At 60.5% G+C, this 20,083-nt stretch carries 15 protein-coding genes; 6 read left to right on the forward strand and 9 right to left on the reverse strand.

The window, feature by feature from the left end; all coding sequences use genetic code 11:
* Positions 1-603: 603 nt before the first annotated feature.
* Positions 604-1,218 carry a hypothetical protein gene (locus FJ398_14155; protein ID MBM3839081.1) on the forward strand — a complete coding sequence of 205 codons (615 nt, stop codon included), beginning with the start codon at positions 604-606 and terminating at the stop codon, positions 1,216-1,218.
* Positions 1,219-1,279: 61 nt separating this feature from the next.
* On the opposite strand, the gene FJ398_14160 is transcribed toward FJ398_14155, so the two are convergent.
* The 7 genes from FJ398_14160 to FJ398_14190 all read right to left on the reverse strand — a co-directional run bounded on the left by FJ398_14160 (position 1,280) and on the right by FJ398_14190 (position 11,065).
* Positions 1,280-5,662, reverse strand: coding sequence for an amylo-alpha-1,6-glucosidase (locus FJ398_14160; GenBank protein MBM3839082.1), 4,383 nt, complete (start codon positions 5,660-5,662; stop codon positions 1,280-1,282).
* 316 nt (positions 5,663-5,978) lie between these two features.
* Positions 5,979-7,364 carry a phosphoglucosamine mutase gene (locus FJ398_14165; protein MBM3839083.1) on the reverse strand — a complete coding sequence of 462 codons (1,386 nt, stop codon included), beginning with the start codon at positions 7,362-7,364 and terminating at the stop codon, positions 5,979-5,981.
* 161 nt (positions 7,365-7,525) lie between these two features.
* Positions 7,526-7,963, reverse strand: a complete 438-nt coding sequence (locus FJ398_14170; protein MBM3839084.1) for a hypothetical protein — start codon at positions 7,961-7,963, stop codon at positions 7,526-7,528.
* 2 nt (positions 7,964-7,965) lie between these two features.
* A complete protein-coding gene (locus tag FJ398_14175) occupies positions 7,966-8,805 on the reverse strand; it encodes a TIGR00159 family protein (protein MBM3839085.1) in 840 nt (279 codons plus the stop codon).
* The gene (folP, locus tag FJ398_14180) at positions 8,805-9,644 is read right to left on the reverse strand and encodes a dihydropteroate synthase (GenBank protein MBM3839086.1); all 840 of its coding nucleotides are present in this window, start codon (positions 9,642-9,644) and stop codon (positions 8,805-8,807) included. Before folP ends, FJ398_14175 begins: the two co-directional genes overlap by 1 nt.
* 295 nt (positions 9,645-9,939) lie before the next feature.
* Positions 9,940-10,860: a hypothetical protein gene (locus FJ398_14185; GenBank protein MBM3839087.1), complete on the reverse strand. Its 921-nt coding sequence runs from the start codon at positions 10,858-10,860 to the stop codon at positions 9,940-9,942.
* 10 nt (positions 10,861-10,870) lie between these two features.
* Positions 10,871-11,065, reverse strand: a complete 195-nt coding sequence (locus FJ398_14190) for a hypothetical protein (GenBank protein ID MBM3839088.1) — start codon at positions 11,063-11,065, stop codon at positions 10,871-10,873.
* Between the two features lie 218 nt (positions 11,066-11,283).
* On the opposite strand from FJ398_14190, the gene FJ398_14195 reads away from it, so the two are divergent.
* The 5 genes from FJ398_14195 (at position 11,284) to FJ398_14215 (ending at position 17,958) form a co-directional block, all read left to right on the forward strand.
* Positions 11,284-11,748: a hypothetical protein gene (locus FJ398_14195; GenBank protein MBM3839089.1), complete on the forward strand. Its 465-nt coding sequence runs from the start codon at positions 11,284-11,286 to the stop codon at positions 11,746-11,748.
* A 159-nt stretch (positions 11,749-11,907) separates the two neighbouring features.
* Positions 11,908-13,701, forward strand: a complete 1,794-nt coding sequence (gene carB, locus FJ398_14200) for a carbamoyl-phosphate synthase large subunit (protein ID MBM3839090.1) — start codon at positions 11,908-11,910, stop codon at positions 13,699-13,701.
* Positions 13,702-13,922: 221 nt separating this feature from the next.
* Positions 13,923-15,053 carry a M20 family metallopeptidase gene (locus tag FJ398_14205; protein ID MBM3839091.1) on the forward strand — a complete coding sequence of 377 codons (1,131 nt, stop codon included), beginning with the start codon at positions 13,923-13,925 and terminating at the stop codon, positions 15,051-15,053.
* On the forward strand, positions 15,050-16,666 hold the full coding sequence (locus FJ398_14210; GenBank protein MBM3839092.1) for a glycosyltransferase family 4 protein: 1,617 nt from the start codon (positions 15,050-15,052) through the stop codon (positions 16,664-16,666). The genes FJ398_14205 and FJ398_14210 overlap by 4 nt, the downstream gene beginning before the upstream one ends.
* Positions 16,663-17,958 carry a hypothetical protein gene (locus FJ398_14215; protein ID MBM3839093.1) on the forward strand — a complete coding sequence of 432 codons (1,296 nt, stop codon included), beginning with the start codon at positions 16,663-16,665 and terminating at the stop codon, positions 17,956-17,958. Before FJ398_14210 ends, FJ398_14215 begins: the two co-directional genes overlap by 4 nt.
* Positions 17,959-18,231: 273 nt before the next feature.
* Here the strand turns inward: FJ398_14215 and FJ398_14220 are convergent, their stop codons facing one another.
* Positions 18,232-19,125: a dihydropteroate synthase gene (locus tag FJ398_14220; protein MBM3839094.1), complete on the reverse strand. Its 894-nt coding sequence runs from the start codon at positions 19,123-19,125 to the stop codon at positions 18,232-18,234.
* 299 nt (positions 19,126-19,424) lie between these two features.
* Positions 19,425-19,754 carry a divalent-cation tolerance protein CutA gene (locus tag FJ398_14225; GenBank protein MBM3839095.1) on the reverse strand — a complete coding sequence of 110 codons (330 nt, stop codon included), beginning with the start codon at positions 19,752-19,754 and terminating at the stop codon, positions 19,425-19,427.
* Positions 19,755-20,083: the final 329 nt, after the last annotated feature.

Raw genomic sequence — 20,083 nt, forward strand, 5'->3', positions numbered from 1 at the left:
GTTCATGGGAAGTTGCTTGGCCAAGAAGCTACGCCATGGCCCATGAACCGAAAACTGTGCGGACCGCAGCCTTCAGGCTGCTTGCGCGCGCTCTCCGGAGTCCAGCGTTGAAGCGGCCTGAAGGCCGCAGTCCGGAGGAACGGTTCATGGGAAGTTGCCTTGGCCAAGAAGCTATGCCATGGCCCATGAACCGAAAACTGTGCGGACCGCAGCCTTCAGGCTGCTTGCGCGCGCTCTCCGGAGTCCAGCGTTGAAGCGGCCTGAAGGCCGCAGTCCGGAGGAACGTTCATGGGAAGTTGCTTGGCCAAGAAGCTACGCCATGGCCCATGAACCGAAAACTGTGCGGACCGCAGCCTTCAGGCTGCTTGCGCGCGCTCTCCGGAGTCCAGCGTTGAAGCGGCCTGAAGGCCGCAGTCCGGAGGAACGGTTCATGGGAAGTTGCCTTGGCCAAGAAGCTATGCCATGGCCCATGAACCGAAAACTGTGCGGACCGCAGCCTTCAGGCTGCTTGCGCGCGCTCTCCGGAGTCCAGCGTTGAAGCGGCCTGAAGGCCGCAGTCCGGAGGAACGTTCATGGGAAGTTGCTTGGCCAAGAAGCTACGCCATGGCCCATGAACCGAAAACTGTGCGGACCGCAGCCTTCAGGCTGCTTGCGCGCGCTCTCCGGAGTCCAGCGTTGAAGCGGGGTAAAAACAGCGGTTATCTCCCCTACCTCAATCATTCTGACTCGCGCATCATTCCGGTTGCACTGGCGCTGCTTGTGATTGCTTCCGGAGCCGGCTTCGCCCGACGGCACTGGCGGGAGAGGAAAGGGGCCTTTTATGCCATCGCATTCGCGACCGTAGCTGCCGCACTCGCCATCACAACGTTTGTGGGGGCTGACGGGATTCGAGATCCGAAAGACATTGTTCGCTCAGTCTCAGTGCTCCCGGTTCGATTTTTCATCCTGGCGCTCATCCCTGCGGCGACACGCTGCACCAATTTCTTGCGGCTCTCCAACGCGTTTGTCAACGCCAGTGTTGTCCTGGCTGGTTTTAGCATTTACACCTTCCTCGTGGATTTCAGCGTGAACAAGATTTGGGAAGATTCATATGATCCAACGAAACTGCTGGTCAACGGAATCATGCGCGGTTTTTCCATGGCAAGCGTTTACTTCTTCGTCGCACTTTATCTCTGGTCCCCAAACCGGTTCTCGACTTTCCAGCGGCAAAGCCGCTGAGTCCACCCCCGGTTCTGATTCAACCGCCGTTTTGATCCGAAGCCGGAGACTCCTCGCACGGCTACCTCGTTCCGTTCAATAGCTTCCAAACCCGCAACGCCTCCGTGACCCCCCAGGCCTGGGCATCGCAGCCGCGTTGTTGGTGGGGGGCGTCGCCGTCGAGGATTTCGGGAATCTGTCCGAGGCAACCTTCGCGCAGCAGTCGCTCCATGCTGCCCAGATACGCCTTTGCGGCAGCGACCGCGGACGACTCGAATTCCCAGGCGCGGGCCAGGGCTTCGCAGAAACTTGGGAATGTCCATGTCCACGCGGTGCCGTTGTGGTAGGCGGGCTTGCGCCGCGTGTCCTCGTCTCCTTCGTAGCGGCCCCAGTATGGCCAGTGCGGATCGTTGAGCAAATGTCCATCGTTGCCATGGACGGGCAACGGCGGCGAAACCGGAAGCGGCGCCAGCGAACGGAGCGCTCCCGGCACGACCAGGTAGCGCGCGGCGGCTTCGACACAGCGGCGCGCCTGATCTCCGCTCACCAGGCCCAGGCTGACGGCCAGGAGACAATTGCTGCGAAGCGCGTTGTCCACGGTCGCCCGGGCGGCTGGCTCGCCGTTTGCAGCGATCAGCAGGTCTCCGAAGTATCCGCGGTCCTCCAGCCAGAAAAACTTCAGGAGCGAAGCCTGAGCGCGGTCGGCGAGGCGGTCCCACGGTTCCGACACGGGTTTTGTTCCGAGCCGGCTCAGGTGCCGCAACAGACGAATCCAGAGCACCTGGATTTCGATCGGGTAACCGGCGCGCGGCGTCCCGGCAGGATGATTCGTGTCCATCCAGGTGAAATGCCTGGGACTCCAAACCAAGCCCGACTCGGCATCGAGGCGAACTCCATTGGGAGCGCCGCGCCAGTAGCCCTCGGCAATGTTGCGCAGGACGTCGCCAATGGTTCGTCCGCGTTTCTCGACCGCGATTTCGTAGAGCGAACCTTTCACCACCGAGGCGGCTTCTTCGCAGACCACACCGTACCACAACGGAGCGTCGGAGGTGTCGCGGTTGGAGGCATCCTCGCCGAGGATGATGTTGGGAATCGTTCCATTCTTCTCGAATCGGCCAAAGGTGATCAAAAGCTGTTTCACTTCCTCGCGCATGCCGGCCGCAAGCAGCCCGCGAGCGGAAATGAGCGAATCGCGTCCCCAATCCAAGAACCACGGGTAGCCCGCGATCACGCTTTTGTGCGACTCGCGGCGAACGACGAACGCGTGCGCGGCCCGGACGAGCTGGCGCCCAAATTCATCGTCGCGCACGTGCGCGGCTCGAAGCGCCGCCTCAATTCTCGAGGCGCGGCTTGATCGGAAGTGTCTGATCTCTTCCGCGCGCGGATCCGTGGCATCCGCGCAGGCCGCCAGGGTCGCGCTTTCGCCTTTCTCCAAAGGCAAATCGAACCAGCCGGGGCTGTAGGCATCGCCGCTGCCCGCCTGGCCGCGGCTTTGTTCCACGGGATGAGGAATGTTTTCACACCACTCCGCTTCATGATGATAAGCGCCCGCATCCGCCAACACGCGAAGCTGGCGGTCAGCCGCGGGCACGAACGCAAAACCCGCCTTCTCCTTCAACGGCTGGCAATGGGAAGAGAAATGGTGATCCGCTCCGGGATTGCGCTTGGTTTCCCAGTGAAAATTTCGGTCTTCGAGATCGACACGCACCGTCAGGCGAACCTCGCAGTTGGCCGGCAAATCCCGTCCGACCGGAGGCGGTCCTTTCGGACGGCTGAAGCGCAGGAGCGTTGTGTTCCGCGTCTCGAGCATGTCCGCTTCGAGATGGATTTCGACCGTTCGCCCGTCGCCTGCGTTAGCCACGAAACGCCAGTGAGCCGGCGGTCCGGGCGTGAAGTCGATCAGGTTCTTGATGTCGAGCGCAGTGATGAATCCGTCCGCGTTCACCCACACCCGTGCGCGCTTGGCCAGAATGTGGCGGTCGGCCGGCACGGAGGGATGAAGGTTGGCGCCGAGCAGGCAATCATACTTCGATTGAATCTGTCCCAAATCCACGCATAGGCGGGCCATGCCGCCAATGCCGTTGGTTAGCAGAATCAAATGCGGCGTGTGATTCTGAATCGGGCGGGCAGCCTCCCGATGGTTCGCAGGAGCGGAGCGGGCCCCGGAGAGATCGGTTGGGGCCAAAAGCTCGTTCGGGTCCGAAGCGAGGTATCGGATCGAAGCCTCGACCTGCGTGTTTTCGTTCGTGTAACGCTCCAATTTCAGTTGAGCCTCGGCAGGGGATGTTTGCGGTGGGAAAAACACGACGTGTCCGCCATTCACCTGGATTGAGCTCGAGTGCCGCGGAAATTCAGCGCCATCGACGGCGAGCGTCGCGCGGAACGGCGCATCATCCCACACCAAAAGCCAGTGCGACGGAGGAATCGGCGTGACGCGCCGCCGATCCAGCAACGCCCAGGTCACAACACGCGGGTAGTGACCCGCTTCGACGAACGCGGCGGCCAAATCCCTGGTCGCCTCAGCAATCTTGAGGTCCGTAAGGCCCGCTAAAAAAGCCTTCGGATCCTCGTTCACCAGCGTGGCAACCGTGCGCCAATTGAATCTTCCGATTTGTTCGGTGGGGAACATCTGGCTCAGGGCCGCGAATCCCCAGGCTGCCGCTGCCCGCGCCCGGCGATAAGCTTGTCCGTGCAAGCCCTCAGGTTGGGCGTGAGCCGACAGACAAAAACAGCCGCCGGGGGGCAGAACGTGTTCGACGCGACCGTGCGAGGTCTGGCGTGCCACGGGCAGTTTTTGGCCGAGTTGCTCGTGTTTCAACACTCCGAGTTCTTGAAGCGCCTCTGTGTTCAGAACGAAATTCTGAGAGCGGTCCAGGTCCAGATTGACGAGGATCAGCACCCGGTCGAGCCCCTCGGCTGAGTCGCGGCGCAAGACGAACACGGGAGAATCCGGCGCGCTCAGGCGCGTGAGCCTGGCGTCGTCGAAGAAGCAAGGATGCTCCCGGAGCAGCCGGTTCAGGGCGCTCAGTTCAGGGACGAGATTGTTGCGGCTTCCCCAGGACAGGCCGGCGCAAGAGTGCACGTTGATTTTTTCCGCCGCCAGCCATTCCACGCCGCACGTAAAAGCGAAGCCGCCGGAGACCGAAGTCAGCGCGCAAAGCCGGTTCCGAAGCAGCGACCACGCGCGGCTACGTTTTGCCAGGCGGTCGTTGTCGTGCGTTTCACTGTAATGGATGTAAAGGCCGACGCGCTGGCTTTGGCGCAAAGCATAGTCCAGGTAGTTGGCGACCTGCGGCCCGGAATAATTCTGGAAGAGCTCGGAATAAGCCCACTGCATTCCGCCTTCCGTCAGCAACGTTTCCGTGGCTTCCCACGGACCGCCCAGACCTTCGAGCAGGAAAATGGTTTCGGGAAATTCTTGCCGCACTTTTGCAATGATGTAACGCCAGGCGAGCATCGGCACCTTATACCCGGCATCGCAGCGAAAGCCGTCCACACCCCGCCGGCACCACGTCAAGAAAACATCTGCCAGGCAATCCCACGGCGCAGGCGTCCGGTGGTCCAGTTCGACCAGGTCCTCCCAGGTCACGCCCCAGGCGCCTGGACTGACGAAGTTTCCGCGCTCGTCGCGCAGGAACCATTCTGGGTGATCCTCTTGCAGCGTCGAGCCCCAGCCGGTGTGATTCATCACGAGGTCCAGGAAAACGCGCCCGCGCCTCAGATGAACCGCATAAGTCAATTCTCGGAATTGATCGACTCCGGTGGTGCGCCGGTCGAATTCGACCAGCGCCGGGTCAATCGCCGTCAGATCGAGCGCGGCGTAGGGGCTGCCGAAACGGCCAAAGCGGGCGAACGTCGTGGGCGCCGGATTGATCGGGAGCAAGTGAAGGATCGAGCAGCCCAGCGTGTCTATGATGTGCGGCAATTCGCGGAGCAGATCGCGAAGTTTGCCCGAGGGTGGAATGACCGCATAGCCTTGCTTGTCCAGCTTGCCGACCTGCGCCTCCCACGTCTCCGCGCTCGTGGTCGGGGCTGTCTTTTTCTCGCCGAACAGCCGGGTGAACGCGCAATAAATCGTGTTGGCGGTGCGATAATCATTTGGATGCACGGTGATGCCGACGTCGGGGCCGTCGGGCCAGAACTGCCGGCCTTGGGGATCGACCGCGTAGGGTTTGGCCTTGAAGAAGCCCACCTCCACCAGGCTGAGTTCAACGCCCCACTCGTGGCCCACGGGTTCCAGCGGAATATCGCGCCACGACGCGCCGGCGAACGGAAGCTCCTTCGCGTGCGAGTGGATGACTTCTTCGCGCAATGTGGCCGCGCGTCCGAGATTGGTGCGCAGGACCGCGCGAAAGCCGGGCGGCAAGGCTTGACCGCCACGACCGCGCAATGTGAAACGAACCGTGTCCCCGACGAACCGCAGCAAGCGTTCCCCTGGTGAAGGATACATCTCCGGCTTATCCATAAAACAACTCCATCAACTTCCGGCCAACAACTTCAACGCGCTCTGTTCATCCACGAAAACGGCGCTGAATTCAATCTTGGAAATCGAGAACCATGCGCGCGGCCCTTGAACCGGTAGGGCGAGTTGTCCTCAACGAGCCGCTCGACGGGCGTGAAACACGTCCGACTCGGCTTGCTGGGGACAGGCTCGCTCTACCATCAGGTTCATGGGAAGAATTGACGGAGAACGCACCACGCGGATTGAACTATCAGCCTGACCCAGGTTCTCCCCTCCGTTTCCTCCCTTGCCTCCTGTTGAGATCAACCGCATTCGAGGCTCACGCCCCGATCTGCCTTTTTATGGCGTCGCAGATGAGCTTGCTCCAGCGCTCCAGCGTTGCGGAGTCGCGGCCCTCCATCATGAACCGCGCCTTCGGTTCGGTGCCGGAATACCGCAGCAGCACCCGTCCGCCGGTCGGTTGAACTTCCGCTTCGGCCTGCGCGACCATTTGCAGGACGCCATCGAGTTGCTCGATGGGCCGCTTTTCCCGCACGCGCACATTAGTGACAATCTGCGGAAAACGAGTCCAACAACGCGCCAGGCGGGAGAGCGGCTGATCCTTCATTTTCATGGTTTGGAGAATCTGAAGCCCGGCAATCAATCCATCGCCCGTCGTGCAATGATCGCCAAAGATCAAATGTCCGCTCTGCTCTCCGCCGAAGTTATAGCCGCCGCGGAGCATCTCTTCGATGACGAGTTTGTCGCCGACCGGGGTCCGGATCACGCTGCCTCCCGCAGCTTTGATCGCGGTCTCCAATCCCGCGTTGCTCATGATCGTCGTCACCAGGGTGCTTTGCTTGAGGGTCCGTTGCTCCAGCATGTGCAAACCAGCGATGGCCATGACGTCGTCGCCGTCAACCAAGGTTCCCGTTTCGTCGCACATCAACACGCGGTCGCCATCTCCGTCGTGAGCGATGCCAAGGTCGGCGCGATACTCGAAAACCTTCTGGCACATGGTTTGGGGATGCATCGAACCGCAATCCTTGTTGATGTTCATGCCGTCGGGATGGTTCCCAAACACGACGACCTCGGCGCCAAGTTCGCGCAGGACGCAGGGCGTGGACTTGTAAGTCGCGCCGTGCGCGCAATCCACCACGATCCGCATGCCTTCCAACGTGAGTCCCTTGGGGAAGGAAGCCTTGGCGAATTCGATGTAACGGCCCAGCGCGTCGTCGATGCGGACCGCCTTGCCGATTTCATCGGCGGTCGGGCGAATATTCTCGATCTCGCCGCTGAAGACCAACCCTTCGATTTGCTGCTCGATATTGTCGTCCAGTTTGTAGCCGTCCGGCCGGAAGAACTTGATGCCGTTGTCGGCATACGGATTGTGGGAAGCCGTGATGACAATCCCGGCGTCGGCGCGCAAACTGCGCGTGACGTAAGCCACGCCGGGCGTGGGCAGCGGGCCGATGAACAAAACGTCAACGCCCATGGAGAGGATTCCCGATGACAAGGCGTTCTCCAGCATGTAACCGGAAAGGCGGGTGTCTTTGCCGATGACGATTTTGTGTCTGCCGCGCACCCAGGAAGAGGCGTGCTGAATATTCTTGAACACATGCCCCGCCGCCCGGCCCAGTTTTAGCGCCGTCTCGGCGGTCACCGGCTCGATGTTAGCCGTGCCCCGAACTCCATCGGTCCCGAAGATTTTTTTCGACGAACTCATGTTTGTATTCGCGTCCGCGTAGCGCAGGTTCCCAACCTGCTGTATCGCCGATTTGCGATCGGCGGCGCTTCGGGGAGTTCCAGAGCCTTGGAACTGGCGAGCTCTGCGGAATGCAATTCCGCGATGCGGCAGATTGCAAATCTGCGCTACGCCCTGAGAACTCACCGGACCTCAAGGCCTTCCCCGATCCGCCCCACTTTGACTTGCGCTGGCTTCACCGTGATGCTCGTGAGATCAATCCCGTGGGGTGTTCGCACCAGAACATCTTTGATCTCGCTGACGACATTTGTGTCCGACAAATCGACGAACGCTCGTATATCATCTTTAGCCAATTGGTTCAAGGCGAGGGGCGTGCCGCGAACCGTGATTTCGACTTTCGCGGGGGTGGCGCGGAAAACCTCCGCATTATCCGGCGCGGTGAGCGCCAGGACCGGGACGTCGGTAAACGTGTGATCGCGGGTGTCGCTCAACGGGGTTTCGCGAGGAGGCCGGTAACCTCTGGAAATGGCGAACTGAATGAGGAACCAGATGAACACCGCCATGGTCAGCGCGCCCGCTTTCCACCGCAAATTGTTCAGAACCAGATCCGGGAGCGCCATGGCTATTTTTGCGGAAAGTTCGAGGCCATGGAGGCGGACGGCGCCGGACGGCTGGTGGCCCACTTGCGAAATCGATAGACCAGGCTGCGCGATCCCCGGCGCGTGACGAAGACCGAGGTCAAGAACGCCCGCAGTTCTTCGACGGTGATGCCGCGCACAAGCTGGCCGTTATACGCGTAGGAAATGGCGCCGGATTCCTCAGAGACGACGACGACCACGCCATCGGTCTCTTCGCTCAGGCCAATGGCCGCGCGATGGCGCGTGCCGAGCGAGGGGTTCAAGTCCTGCCGCTGCGTTAGCGGAAAGATGCAAGCCGCATAAGCAATCTTGTCTTCCTTGATGATGACCCCGCCATCGTGGATCGCGTTGTTGGGAAAAAAAATGGTCTCCAGCATTTCTGGCGTGGCTTCGCACCCCACGGGGATGCCCGACTCCACCGCCTCCTGGAGTTGAATCGATTGTTCGATCGCGATCAAAGCGCCAATCCGAACTTCGGAGAGGCGCTCGGCCGTTTGCACGATCACTTCGATGTTCTCCCGCTGTTCGCGCGCGGCGTTGAACAAGGGCAAATTCCCCAACTCGGCCAGAAGCCGGCGCATCTCCGGCTGGAAGATGATCAGCACCGCGACCGCCGAAAAAGCGAAGAAGGTCTGCAGCAGGAAACTCAACACTTGAAGCTTGAGCAGCGTCGTCACCAGCGTCACGCCGATCATCACCGCAAACCCGATCATGACCGGCCATCCGCGCGTGCCGCGCATGTACATGATCGCGTAGTAAATCCCGACCGCGAGAATCGCGATCTCCAGGATGAACCGCCAGATCGTGTGTAAATTCCAATCCACTAGCTTCGATGGTTCAGGATGCTCTCGAGCATGCGAACGGCTTGCAAGGTTGGCCGCACGTCGTGCGTGCGGATGATCTGAACGCCGGCTTCCACGGCCCAGCAAGCGCAGGCCAGGCTCGCCGGCAATCTCGCCCCCACGTCCACGCCAAGCAACTTCCCGATAAACGACTTCCGCGAGACCCCGAGCAGCAGCGGGCGCTCGAATCTTGTAAAGCGGTTCAGGCCGGCCAGCAACTCCAAATTGTGCTGGAGCGTTTTCCCAAAACCGATCCCCACATCCAAAATCACCTGCTCCAGCCTGACGCCGGCGGCGGCCAGCCCGCCCAGGCGCTTCGCAAAGAACGCGTCCACATCTCGCACTACGTTGCCATAAGTTGGGTGGTTTTGCATGGTCTGAGGGGTGCCTTGCATGTGCATGGCCACGTAGCCCGCTCCAGCCTCGGCGACGATTTTCCACATCGAGGGATCGTCGCGGTTCGCCTCGATGTCATTGACCAGACTGGCGCCCGCTTCCAACGCCGCTCGCGCCACACCGGGTTTCCGCGTGTCGATCGAGATCGGCACTTTCACGCGGGGCGAGAGGTGTTCGACGACCGGGAGCACTCGCTTCAACTCTTCCGACTCGCTGACCGGCGAGGCGTTCGGACGGGTGGATTCTCCCCCTACATCGATGAGGTCGGCGCCTTCTTCGATCAGTTCAAACGCGTGGTCCACCGCAGCCTGGGGGTCCAGGAACAATCCTCCATCCGAAAACGAGTCGGGCGTGACGTTCACGATCCCCATCACCAGCATCGGCCGGGGAAACGCAAATTCAAACTGGCCGGTTCGTAGAATCATGTCGTTCTTCAATTGCTCCGGGGAGCATATGCGCCCCGCGTGCCGTGGTCGTGTTTTTAGCGTGGTAGGGACGGATTTCACTCCGTCCCAAATCAGACCTTGAGGCGGACTGCCGCCCAGGAAGAGACGATGGGCCAACGGAGGCCTCTGGCTTTTCCGTTGTCCGTCTCTCCGTTCAAGCGACGCCTCAAGGATTATTCAGGGACGGAGTGGAATCCGTCCCTACCCACGTTAAACACATACCGGCGTCCCCGCTGACCACTCCGTCCGCGCCGGCCTAATCTCTCAGTTGACTTCAAGCTGATCCCCGAATCAATTGCTGCGCCTCCTCCACCAAACGCCGCGCGATGCCGGCCACGATCTCGTCCGGGACGCCAATGTTCGGGTTAGCCGATTGCGTCAACATGTGGCATTGGTCGTTGACGTAATCGATCAGCACGAATCGGCCTTCGTCCGTCAGTGCAATTTCTGTGGAAAAGAAATTCATCTGCGTCAAATCCGCCAGCCGGCAAACGATTTCGCGGAGCGGCTGCAATCCATGGTTCCGCATCTCCTGATCCGTCAGCCAGGCGTATCGATCCGTAAAGCAGTTCCACCAGGAAAACCAGAGCGACCCGAACACGTAAAATACTCTGAAGTAAGCCGGCCGTCCTTCCAGCGTGCGAGGAACGATCCGTTGCTGCAGGAGGAAATGGGCGTCCGGCCAATCGCGTTGCGAACGGACGATGTCCTCAAGGCCCGTCGCGTTCAAAATGACGCCGCGCTTTCCGTAACCCATGCCCGGCTTGATGACGAACGGACTGCCCAGTTTGCCGAAGTCAGCCTCCGTCACGGCAAAGCTGTCCACAGGCTGACCCGGCACGATGACTGTGAAAGGCAAATCAAATCCCGCGGCCACCAGACGCGGATGCAGGCGCGCTTTGTCGAACGCCCCTTGCGCCACGTCGGGCGGATCGATGACCTGGATTTTCGGCTCGAAGGCGAGATTCACCAGGCGATGGTAAAGATCCTCCGGTTGATGGTGCTCGCTGTGCATGTTGATCAGGACACGCGCCCCGACTTTGCTCCGGCTTAACTTCTCGAAGAAGGCCTCGGCCCAGAGCGGCTCGATCAGGAAGAAGTTCAACCCCCGCTCGGCGCAATGCTGCTGGACGCGATGAATAAAGAAATCATCCGCGTCCAACTGATGGGTCATCACCAAATCATAAATCCGCATCGCTGGGTCACTATTCGGCTCCAGACCGCTGACTGTCAATCTCGGGCGGGTGTCCGCAGGAAAGCCCCCGGCCCCGGCACCATGCAACCGGCCCATGAAACCCGGTAGGGCGAGACCGTCCCGGCGAGCCGTCCGACGTGGCTGGAACACGTCCGACTCGGCTCGCTGGGGACAGCCTCGCCCAGCTTTTATGGGAAGCTGCCATGGCCGCGACACCGTGCGCATGGTCCATGAACTGGTAAGGACGCGTTCCACCGGATCCCTGGATTGCACTTTCGATCGGCGAGTAAAATCAGGGACGGAGTGGAATCCGTCCCTACCAGGTTCACCGGAAATTCTGTCCATTCTCGAAACAAATTTGACGTGCATCCGTGCAACGGCTAGGAATCGCCCCTACATTTCGACTTTGGATCGCGTCAAACCATGAAACGTGAGCGTTATTTCCGTCTCTTAGTCGTGCGTCCCTTGTGCCTCGCGCTGCTTTGCCTGGGAGTCGCCGGCTGCTCGACCTTCCATCGCGACTGGAAGCGTGCCGCAGCGCAGCCGTCGCCCGACACCGGCGTCAGCGGGCGTTGGGAGGGACGATGGCAAAGCGAAGTGAACGGACACGCGGGCCGCTTGCGGTGTTTGATCACGCCGCTTGCCAATAGCCAGTACGAGGCGCGTTTCCACGCCAATTACTGGAAGATATTCAGCTACGGTTACACCGTGACGCTTCGAACCCAGGAAACGGCTGGCGCGCTTCAATTCAGCGGCGAAGCTGACCTGGGCCGCCTGGCCGGAGGCAATTACGCTTACGAAGGCCGGGCCACGCCGACGAACTTCTTCTCGACTTATCGCGCCAGCCGAGACCATGGCACGTTCCAGATGAACCGGCCGCAAAAGTGATCTGCGATCAGACTGAATCTTCCGGGGAAGACACGAGTTTCACGAATTCGTGATAATTCGTGAAATTCGGCTCGTTATCTTTTGGATCGAACTGGACAAGCCGCGCGGCCTTCGGCTTACTGGGCGGGCTTTGAACCGGAACATCTCGACCGTTTTTGAATGAACCCTGAGCTTCTCGCGAAAGCTAAATCGCTCGGCTTTTCCGACCGCCAGATCGCGCATCTCACAGGCCAGAACGAAGAAGCGATCCGCGCCGAACGCAAACGGCTTCGCCTGGCGCCGAGCTACCGCCTGGTCGATACCTGTGCGGCGGAATTCGAGGCATACACGCCCTATTTTTATTCCACTTACGACCGCGGCGACGACGAGGTTAAACCTTCGGCAACACGCAAAGTCATGATTCTCGGCGGCGGCCCAAACCGCATCGGCCAGGGCATCGAGTTCGACTACTGCTGCGTTCATGCCGCGTTTGCGCTCAAAGAGGACGGCTTCGAAACGATCATGGTCAACTCCAATCCGGAGACCGTTTCCACCGATTACGACACCAGTGACAAACTCTACTTTGAGCCGCTGACGCTGGAGGACGTGCTGCACATTTACGAACGCGAACAATGCTGGGGGGCGATCGCGCAGTTCGGCGGCCAGACGCCGCTCAATCTGGCGCTGGGCCTGCAAAAGAACGGCGTCAACATCATCGGCACCTCCCCGCAAGGCATCGAAATCGCCGAGGACCGAAAACTGTTCGCGGCGATGCTCAACAAACTGAAGATTCCGCAGCCGGCTAACGGCGTCGCCGTCAACGAAGCCGAGGCGCTCGCTGTCGCGCGCAGACTGGGTTATCCGGTATTGGTCCGGCCTTCCTTCGTGCTCGGCGGGCGCGCGATGCAGATCGTTTATTCGGACACCGAACTGTCCCATTACATGCGCTTCGCTGTCGAAGCGTCGCCCGAACGCCCCGTGCTCGTGGATAAATTTCTGGAAGACGCCACCGAAGTGGACGTGGATTGCATTGCGGACGTCGGGCAGTTTGCGCGAGCGGACCAAGGCACGATCGTGATCGGCGGAATTCTTGAGCACATCGAATTTGCCGGCGTGCATTCGGGAGACGCCGCGATGGTGCTGCCCCCGCACACGCTTCCGCGGAACGTCCTCGAAACGATTCGCGAATACACGCATGCCATGGCGCGCGAGTTGAAGATCATCGGCTTGATGAACGTGCAATACGCGGTCAAAGGCGACGCCGTTTATGTGCTCGAAGTCAATCCGCGCGCGTCGCGCACCGTGCCGTTCGTGAGCAAGGCCATCGGCGTCCCGTTGGCCAAGCTCGCCGCCAAGCTCATGGCCGGCAAAACTCTCGCCGAACTTGGGTTCACAAAGGAAATCGGGCCTGAATACTGGACCGTCAAAGAATCGGTCTTTCCCTTCAGCCGTTTCCACGGCCAGGACATCCTGCTCTCGCCTGAGATGCGTTCCACCGGCGAAGTCATGGGTTTGGATGGCGATCTGGGCATCGCTTATGCCAAATCGCAAATGGCCGCGGGCGGCCCGCTGCCCATGAGCGGCCGCGTTTTCCTGAGCGTCAGTGACGCCGACAAACGGGAGGTCGCCAACGTGGCCAAACTGTTTGCCGATCTTGGATTCGAGCTCGTCTCGACGAGCGGCACCGCCGCCGTGTTGGAAAAGGCGGGATTGAAGGTGCAACGGATTTTCAAACTGACCGAAGGCCGGCCCAACGCCGTGGACTTGCTCAAGAATCGCGAGGTGCAACTGGTCATCAACACGCCTTCGGGCCAGACCCCGCGCGCGGACGAAGTGAAGATTCGAACCACGGCCGTCTATACGAACACGCCCATCATGACCACGCTCGGCGGCGCCCGAGCCGCCGCGCTGGGGATCGCCGCGATCAAGAAAAGCGGTTATGCGGTGAAGACCTTGCAGGAGTATCACCCGTAGGCGGCTTGGGAATGTATGGGCCTCTCCTGGTCGCGATTGCTCTGTAGCGCAGAGTTGCACTCTGCCGTACCGCGGAATTGCATTCCGCTGGCGCCAGGCAAGTTCGTGCGCCCTGGACCTTGCCCAAGCGCTGCCGATTGCAGATCGGCGATACAGCAGAGTGCAACTCTGCGCTACGTCACGAGCACGAGCCTTGCCTTTCCCAAAGCCCCCTTTCCCGCGTGACCACCGGCGAAAAACTCCTGCGCGAATTGATCGCGCGGCCCAGCGTGAACCCCGCGTTCGTTCCGGCGGATGATCCGCACGCCGGGGAACAGCGGGTCGCGGAGTTTCTCGTGGACGTGTTCAAGAAGGCCGGTTTAGTCATCGAGCGCCAAAGAGTTTTTCCAGGCCGCGACAACATCATCGCGCGCCTTCTCCCCAAACAGAAGCCGGCGCAGAGGATTTTGCTTGCCCCCCACATGGACACCGTTGGCGTTCCCGATGAGAAGTCCTTCGTTCCGCGAGCGCGAAACGGGCGCCTTTACGGGCGAGGCGCATGCGACACGAAGGGCACTGTGGCGATGATGACGGCGGCTTTGCTCGATCTCGCTTGTTCCCGCCGCCGGCCTTCGCGCACCGAAATCGCCTTTGCAGGCCTGATTGACGAAGAGAACGGACAGACCGGATCGCGCGTCTTGGCGGCGTCGCAATTCAAGGCCGATTTGGCCATCGTGGGCGAGCCGACCGAGCTGCGCGTCGTCACGGCGCACAAAGGCGATCTGTGGCTGGAACTGGAGGCGCGCGGCAAATCAGCCCATGGCGCGCGGCCTGAACTGGGGCGGAACGCAGTGCACGCCATGGCGAGGATTGTGGATTTGTTGGAGACGGATTACGCCGCGCAGTTGCGGAAGCGGCGCCATTCTTTGTTGGGCAACCCAACCATCAATGTCGGCTCTATGGCGGGCGGAATTCAGCCGAACATTGTCCCTGATCGGTGCGTGATCAGCATTGACCGCAGGACATTACCGGGCGAAACGGAAACGACAGTCCGCCGGGAAATCCGCGCGCTGCTGCATCGCCGCCGCCACCAGGCGGCCTTCCGCAACGTGAAAGCGGCCGAGTGCCTGCCGATGGAGACTACGCTGGATTTGCCGCTCGTTCGGCAGTTCTTGCGGAGCGTCGGGCAAAAGCAACCCGCAGGCGTTGATTTTTTTTGCGATGCGTCCGTGTTGTCCGCCGGCGGCATTCCGAGCGTGGTGTTCGGCGCCGGGAACATCGCTCAGGCGCACACCGCGGACGAGTGGATTTCCCTGCGTTCTCTCGAATCTGGTACGGCGCTGCTGACTCGATTCCTGGAATCGCTGCCGTGAGGGCAAGGGGAAGCGCAGACCGCACCGAACAGTCGCACCAACCTTCCCATGAACCGATCCTCCGGACCGTGGCCTTTTGGCCGCTTCGACGCTCGACTCCGGAGAGTGCACGGAAGCAGCCTGAAGGCTGCGGTCCGCACGGTTTTCGGTTCAAGGGCCATGTGCATGGTTCCGAAACCAAGGCAGCTTCCCATGAACCAGACGGTAGGGCGAGCCTGTCCCCAGCGAGCCGAGTCGGACGTGTTCCAACCACGTGGAGCGGCTCGCCGGGACGGACTCGCCCTACCGGGTTGAAGGCGCGTGAGCATGGTCATCAGCTCCAGGAAGCTTCCCAGGAACCGCCTCAAGGCGAGCACAAAACTTTGTCCCGTACGGGACATACTTTTTGCACTGTGTCGCGTCCCATGAAAGTCGCGTTTCTCACGCACGAACCGTTTTATCCCCCGAGCGGCGGCGGGTCCGCAGAAGCCGTGTATCTGGTCCGCGAACTGGTCAAACGCGGCCACGAGATCCACCTCTTCTGTCCCAAACTGGCCGAACCCGAATTTGTACGTAAGGAATTTCGCGTTCGCCTCTACGAGTTCAAAACCTGGCGCATGGGGCGCTACACTTCTTTGCGCAGCGCCAAGTACATGCTTTATCCGTTCCTCTTGCGTCGCATGGTCGAGGCCGCGCATCGAGCGGCGAAGTTCGATTTGATCCTGTCCCAACACGCGATTTCGGCCGTCGCCGCGGGCTGGCTCAAGCGCAGCCTGCGAGTGCCGGTCGCGATGAATTTCCTCGATTACCTGACGGGCTTCATGGAGACCTGGCCCGCGTACCTGGCGCCACCGCCGCTCCTGAAGCGCCTGGAGAAATTCGAACTCTCCGTGCCGATCCGGTCGGGAGCCGACGCCGTTCTGACGGTCTCGGACACATTGGGGGATCATTTTGCGAAGGCGGGCTATCCTCGCGAACGCCTCTTGCCGATTTACTACGGCTACGATGCCGATTTGTTTCCCTTCTCGAAGGGAAGCGAAGCCAAAAGCCGCCCGAAGACACCGGCGATTGTGATGCACGGCTCGCTGGATCATCATCACCTGGGGCCGATCGCGCTTGGCGCCATCCGCCGCGTCGTTCGCGACCAACCGGAGTCCGTCTTCCGATTCGTCGGCCAGCGCACCGGACGTTTGGAAAACTTTCTTCAGCGGGTTCGCGCGGAAATTCCCTCGGCCAATGTGGAATCGACCGGTTTCGTTCCGTACGCCAACGTCGCGGCGCAGCTTGCCGACGCCTCGGCAGGCATCGTGCCTTACGAGGAATCGACCGGCACGCATTGCGCCTTTGTGGCCAAGATTGTCGAATACCTGGCCGTGGGATTGCCCGTGGTGAGCACGCCGCTGGACAGCGCGCGCCGATATTTCGGGAACGAACCGAGAGTCCGTTTCTCCGGCTTCGACGGGGAAAGTTTCGGAGAAAAAATCCTGAGCTGGCTTCGTGAACCAGACGGAGTGCAGGCGTCTCAAGCGAAGGCAGCCAGCGAACGTGTCCGAGCCGAACTCGATTGGCGCGTAATCAGCCAGAAGGCGATTGACCGCGTCGAACAAATCGTTGGAACTCCGCGAGGATCATGAACCCCGCCAGTAACAAACTCGCGTTTTTTCGCCAGAGCAGTTGGATGATCGCGGCGACCACGGCCGGCGGTCTGTTCATGTACGCGGTGCACGTCCCGGCATTGGCCAGATTGCCGGAGGACGAATACGCCGTCTTCGCCACGCTCCTGCAAGCGATCAATCTGATGCTCATCCCGGGACTGAGCCTGCAGATCGTGTTCGCGCAGCAGGCCGCCGGCGCGCGCACGGAGGGTGAGAAGCGCCGGCTCACCGGCGCGGTGCGGGCTTTGTTGGCAGCCATTGTTGCGGTTTGGGTGGCCTTGGCTTTGGCGGCCCTTTTGTTCCAGAACGGCGCGCTCACAGCTCTTAAGATCACGAACCCCGCGGCCTTGTGGGTGACCGTGGCTGCCTTTCTCCCGACCTTGTCGCTTTACCTGATGCAGGGTTTGCTACAGGGAACTCAGAACTTCCTCTGGCTTGGTTGGGTCGGCATTCTCAACGGACTGGGACGATTCCTGTTCGTCCTGGTCGCGGTGGTTTGGCTGGGCGGACACGCGGCCGGAGCGATGGCCGGCCCGCTGATGGGTATGGTGGCCGCGCTGGCGCTGGCGATGTGGCAAACCGGTGAAAACTGGTCCGGCCCATTCGAACCATTCGAGTGGCGGCCCTGGCTGGCGCGCGTAGTGCCGTTGACGCTTGGACTTGCCGCCAGCCAAATCATGCTCGCGGCGGACATGATCATCGTGCGCGCTCATTTCCAATCGGAGACGGGCTTGTATGCGGCCGCAGGAACCATCGCGCGCGGCCTCGTGATCTTCACTGGCCCTGTGGCCATGGTGATGTTCCCGAAAATCGTGCGCAGTCTCTCCAGCGCCGAAAGACTCGGTTTGCTCGGCCAGGCGTTGCTGGGCACGGGGACGCTGGCCAGCCTGGCGGCGTTGGCTTGCACTTTCCTTCCGGAGCTTCCGTTTCGCATTCTCAAACCGGCGTATTTGCCGATTGCGCCGCTGCTGCCGTGGTTTGCCTGGGCCATGATGCCGCTGACGTTGACGAATGTTCTGATCAACGACTTGCTCGCGCGGTCCAGGTATCGCGCCGTGCCGTGGTTGCTGGCCGTCGCGCTCGCTTACATCGTCGCCTTGAGCCTGGTGGCCAAACCGGCGTCCGCGGGCGAATCGCTGTCCGGCTTCAAACTGGTCGTGCAAACGATCGGCGCCTTTAATCTCCTGTTGCTCGGCGTGGCAGGATGGTTTGCCTGGCGAACGCAAGCTGGGAAGCTTCCTTGGCCACGTGCCCATGCACACGACTCATGAACTTATTATTACAGTAGGACCGCGCGGACCGCAGCCTTCAGGCTGCTTCAGCGCACCCTCCGGAGTCGAGCATTGAAGCGGCCTAAAGGACGCGGTCCGAACAGATGGTTCACGGGAAGGACGTCGGTTTGTGATCTCAACCACAGGTTAACACAGAATCAGATACACTGGGCAAGCTGCCCTTCTTCCCGAGTCTCCATCAGCCCACAAATTTCATTTCTCAATCCCGTCCACTCTGTTGCCTCTGTTATCTCCTGTTAAATCCACACAACTTCACGGCTCAAAAACCGCCAGCGTGTCCAGCACTGCTTTGATGCGCGGCACTTCGTGTGTGCGGAGGAGATCGGTTTTCCCCAACGCCGCCAGCACCGCGAAGAAGGCTTCGGCTGAACGCACTTCTTCGCCGAAATACTCGAAGGCATGCGGCAACGCGTGGCACGCGGGAAAGCCCAGCGTCCGCAGCCGGAATGTATTCAGAAAGGTCGTCATTTGGTATCGAACGCGCGCCGCGCTGTCTCGAAGGTTGCGATAATAGAAGCCCAGGCCCGGATCGATGAAGATTTTCTCCACCCCGTGTTTCGTGGCCGTCTCGATCTGGCGGGCAAAGAATTCGTACGTGGCTGCTGTCGGATCGCTCGCCAGGTCGAAATCGCCGACTTCGCGGACGTTGCTGCCTTGCACGTAGCAGATGATCACTGCGGCGTTCCGCTCCGCCACCATCCGAAAAATCTCCGCGCTTCCCGCAACGCCGGTCAGGTTCAAAATATTCGCGCCCGCCTCCAGACATTGCTCCGCCACCGATGGATGATAGGTCTCGGCGGACACAAGAATGCGAGCCAATCGCAAGGCGCGAATCAAAGGCAACATCCTGCTGGTTTGGATGGATTCGCCGACCCGCGCTGCGTGCGCCAGTGTGGACTCCGCGCCCACGTCGATGATGTCCGCGCCCTGGGCATGGAGAACCTGGCCGCGCTGGACCGCCCGCGCTTCGGTGAGGCACACGCTTTCCCGATACCACGAATCCGGAGACAGATTGATCACGCCCATGAGCGCGGGCCGGGAGTTGAACGCGAAGAATTTGTCTGCCAAAGCGAATTCCTTGACGTGCGCTCGCGCCGCCTCCTGATAGCTGGAGAACAACTCCGCCAGATATTCGAGATTTAGCATGTTCAAAGTAGGGCAGGCATCCTGCCTGCCCAAAATGATTCATTCCGAAAACGCCGCCTAGCCGGAACGATTCAATTCAACCACGAATGGACACAAATAAACACAAATCTGGCTGACATAGAACGGCATTGAACCGTTTGCATCGGATCGCCAAAGAGTGCCCCCCTGGGCGTGGGCGTCGAGACGCGTCAAACCTAATCTCATTCGTGTCCATTCGTGTTCATTCGTGGTTTCTTCTGAATCGTTCCGGCTCAGTGAATTTTCGCGCCGGGCGTGTTGGGGCAAGCTGGAAGCCTGCCCTACTTTTGGATGTTTTCATCCAGCCAGGCGAGGTAACGCTTGTTGCCACCGAGCAACGGCAACACGATGAACTCCGGCGTGTCATACGGATGGTGCTTTAAAATCACTTGTTCGAACCTGGGCAAGCAGACGGCGGCTGTTTTGAACACGATCAACACTTCCGCGCTCGATTCCAGTTTGCCTTGCCACCAGTAGTGCGACTCGATCTTTGGGATCAAATTGGCACACGCGGCCAATCGAGCATTCAACGCCGCCCTGGCCAGTTTGCGCGCCGTCCCGATGTTGGGGGCCGTCACCAGGACGACAACGTGCTTTTTCTGAGTCTTCATTCGCGAGCTACTTTACAGAAGGCAACGAAGAAAACGAAGTCTTGGCTATTGTCGATTGGCTATTGGGCCGTTCTGCGTGGTCTGCTGTTCCCGCCAGCAGATCGCTGTTCTTTGTTTCCTTCGTTGCCTTCTGTAAACCTTTCCCTCAGGCAAAAGGCGGTGGTCGCTTGGCAGAACTCGACTATTTCCGCGCCGAGACCTTAGTGGTCCGTTTCGTAAATACGCTCACGTTCGTTGCGCCCAATTTGGCCTGGGGCAAGGCGCGACGAGCGAGCATCCCCCGCCAGTGGGGCTGTGACCGAGGAGCAACGCAGCCCCAGGCAAAATTC

The organism is Verrucomicrobiota bacterium, from assembly GCA_016871535.1.
Classification (GTDB): Bacteria; Verrucomicrobiota; Verrucomicrobiia; order Limisphaerales; family SIBE01; genus VHCZ01.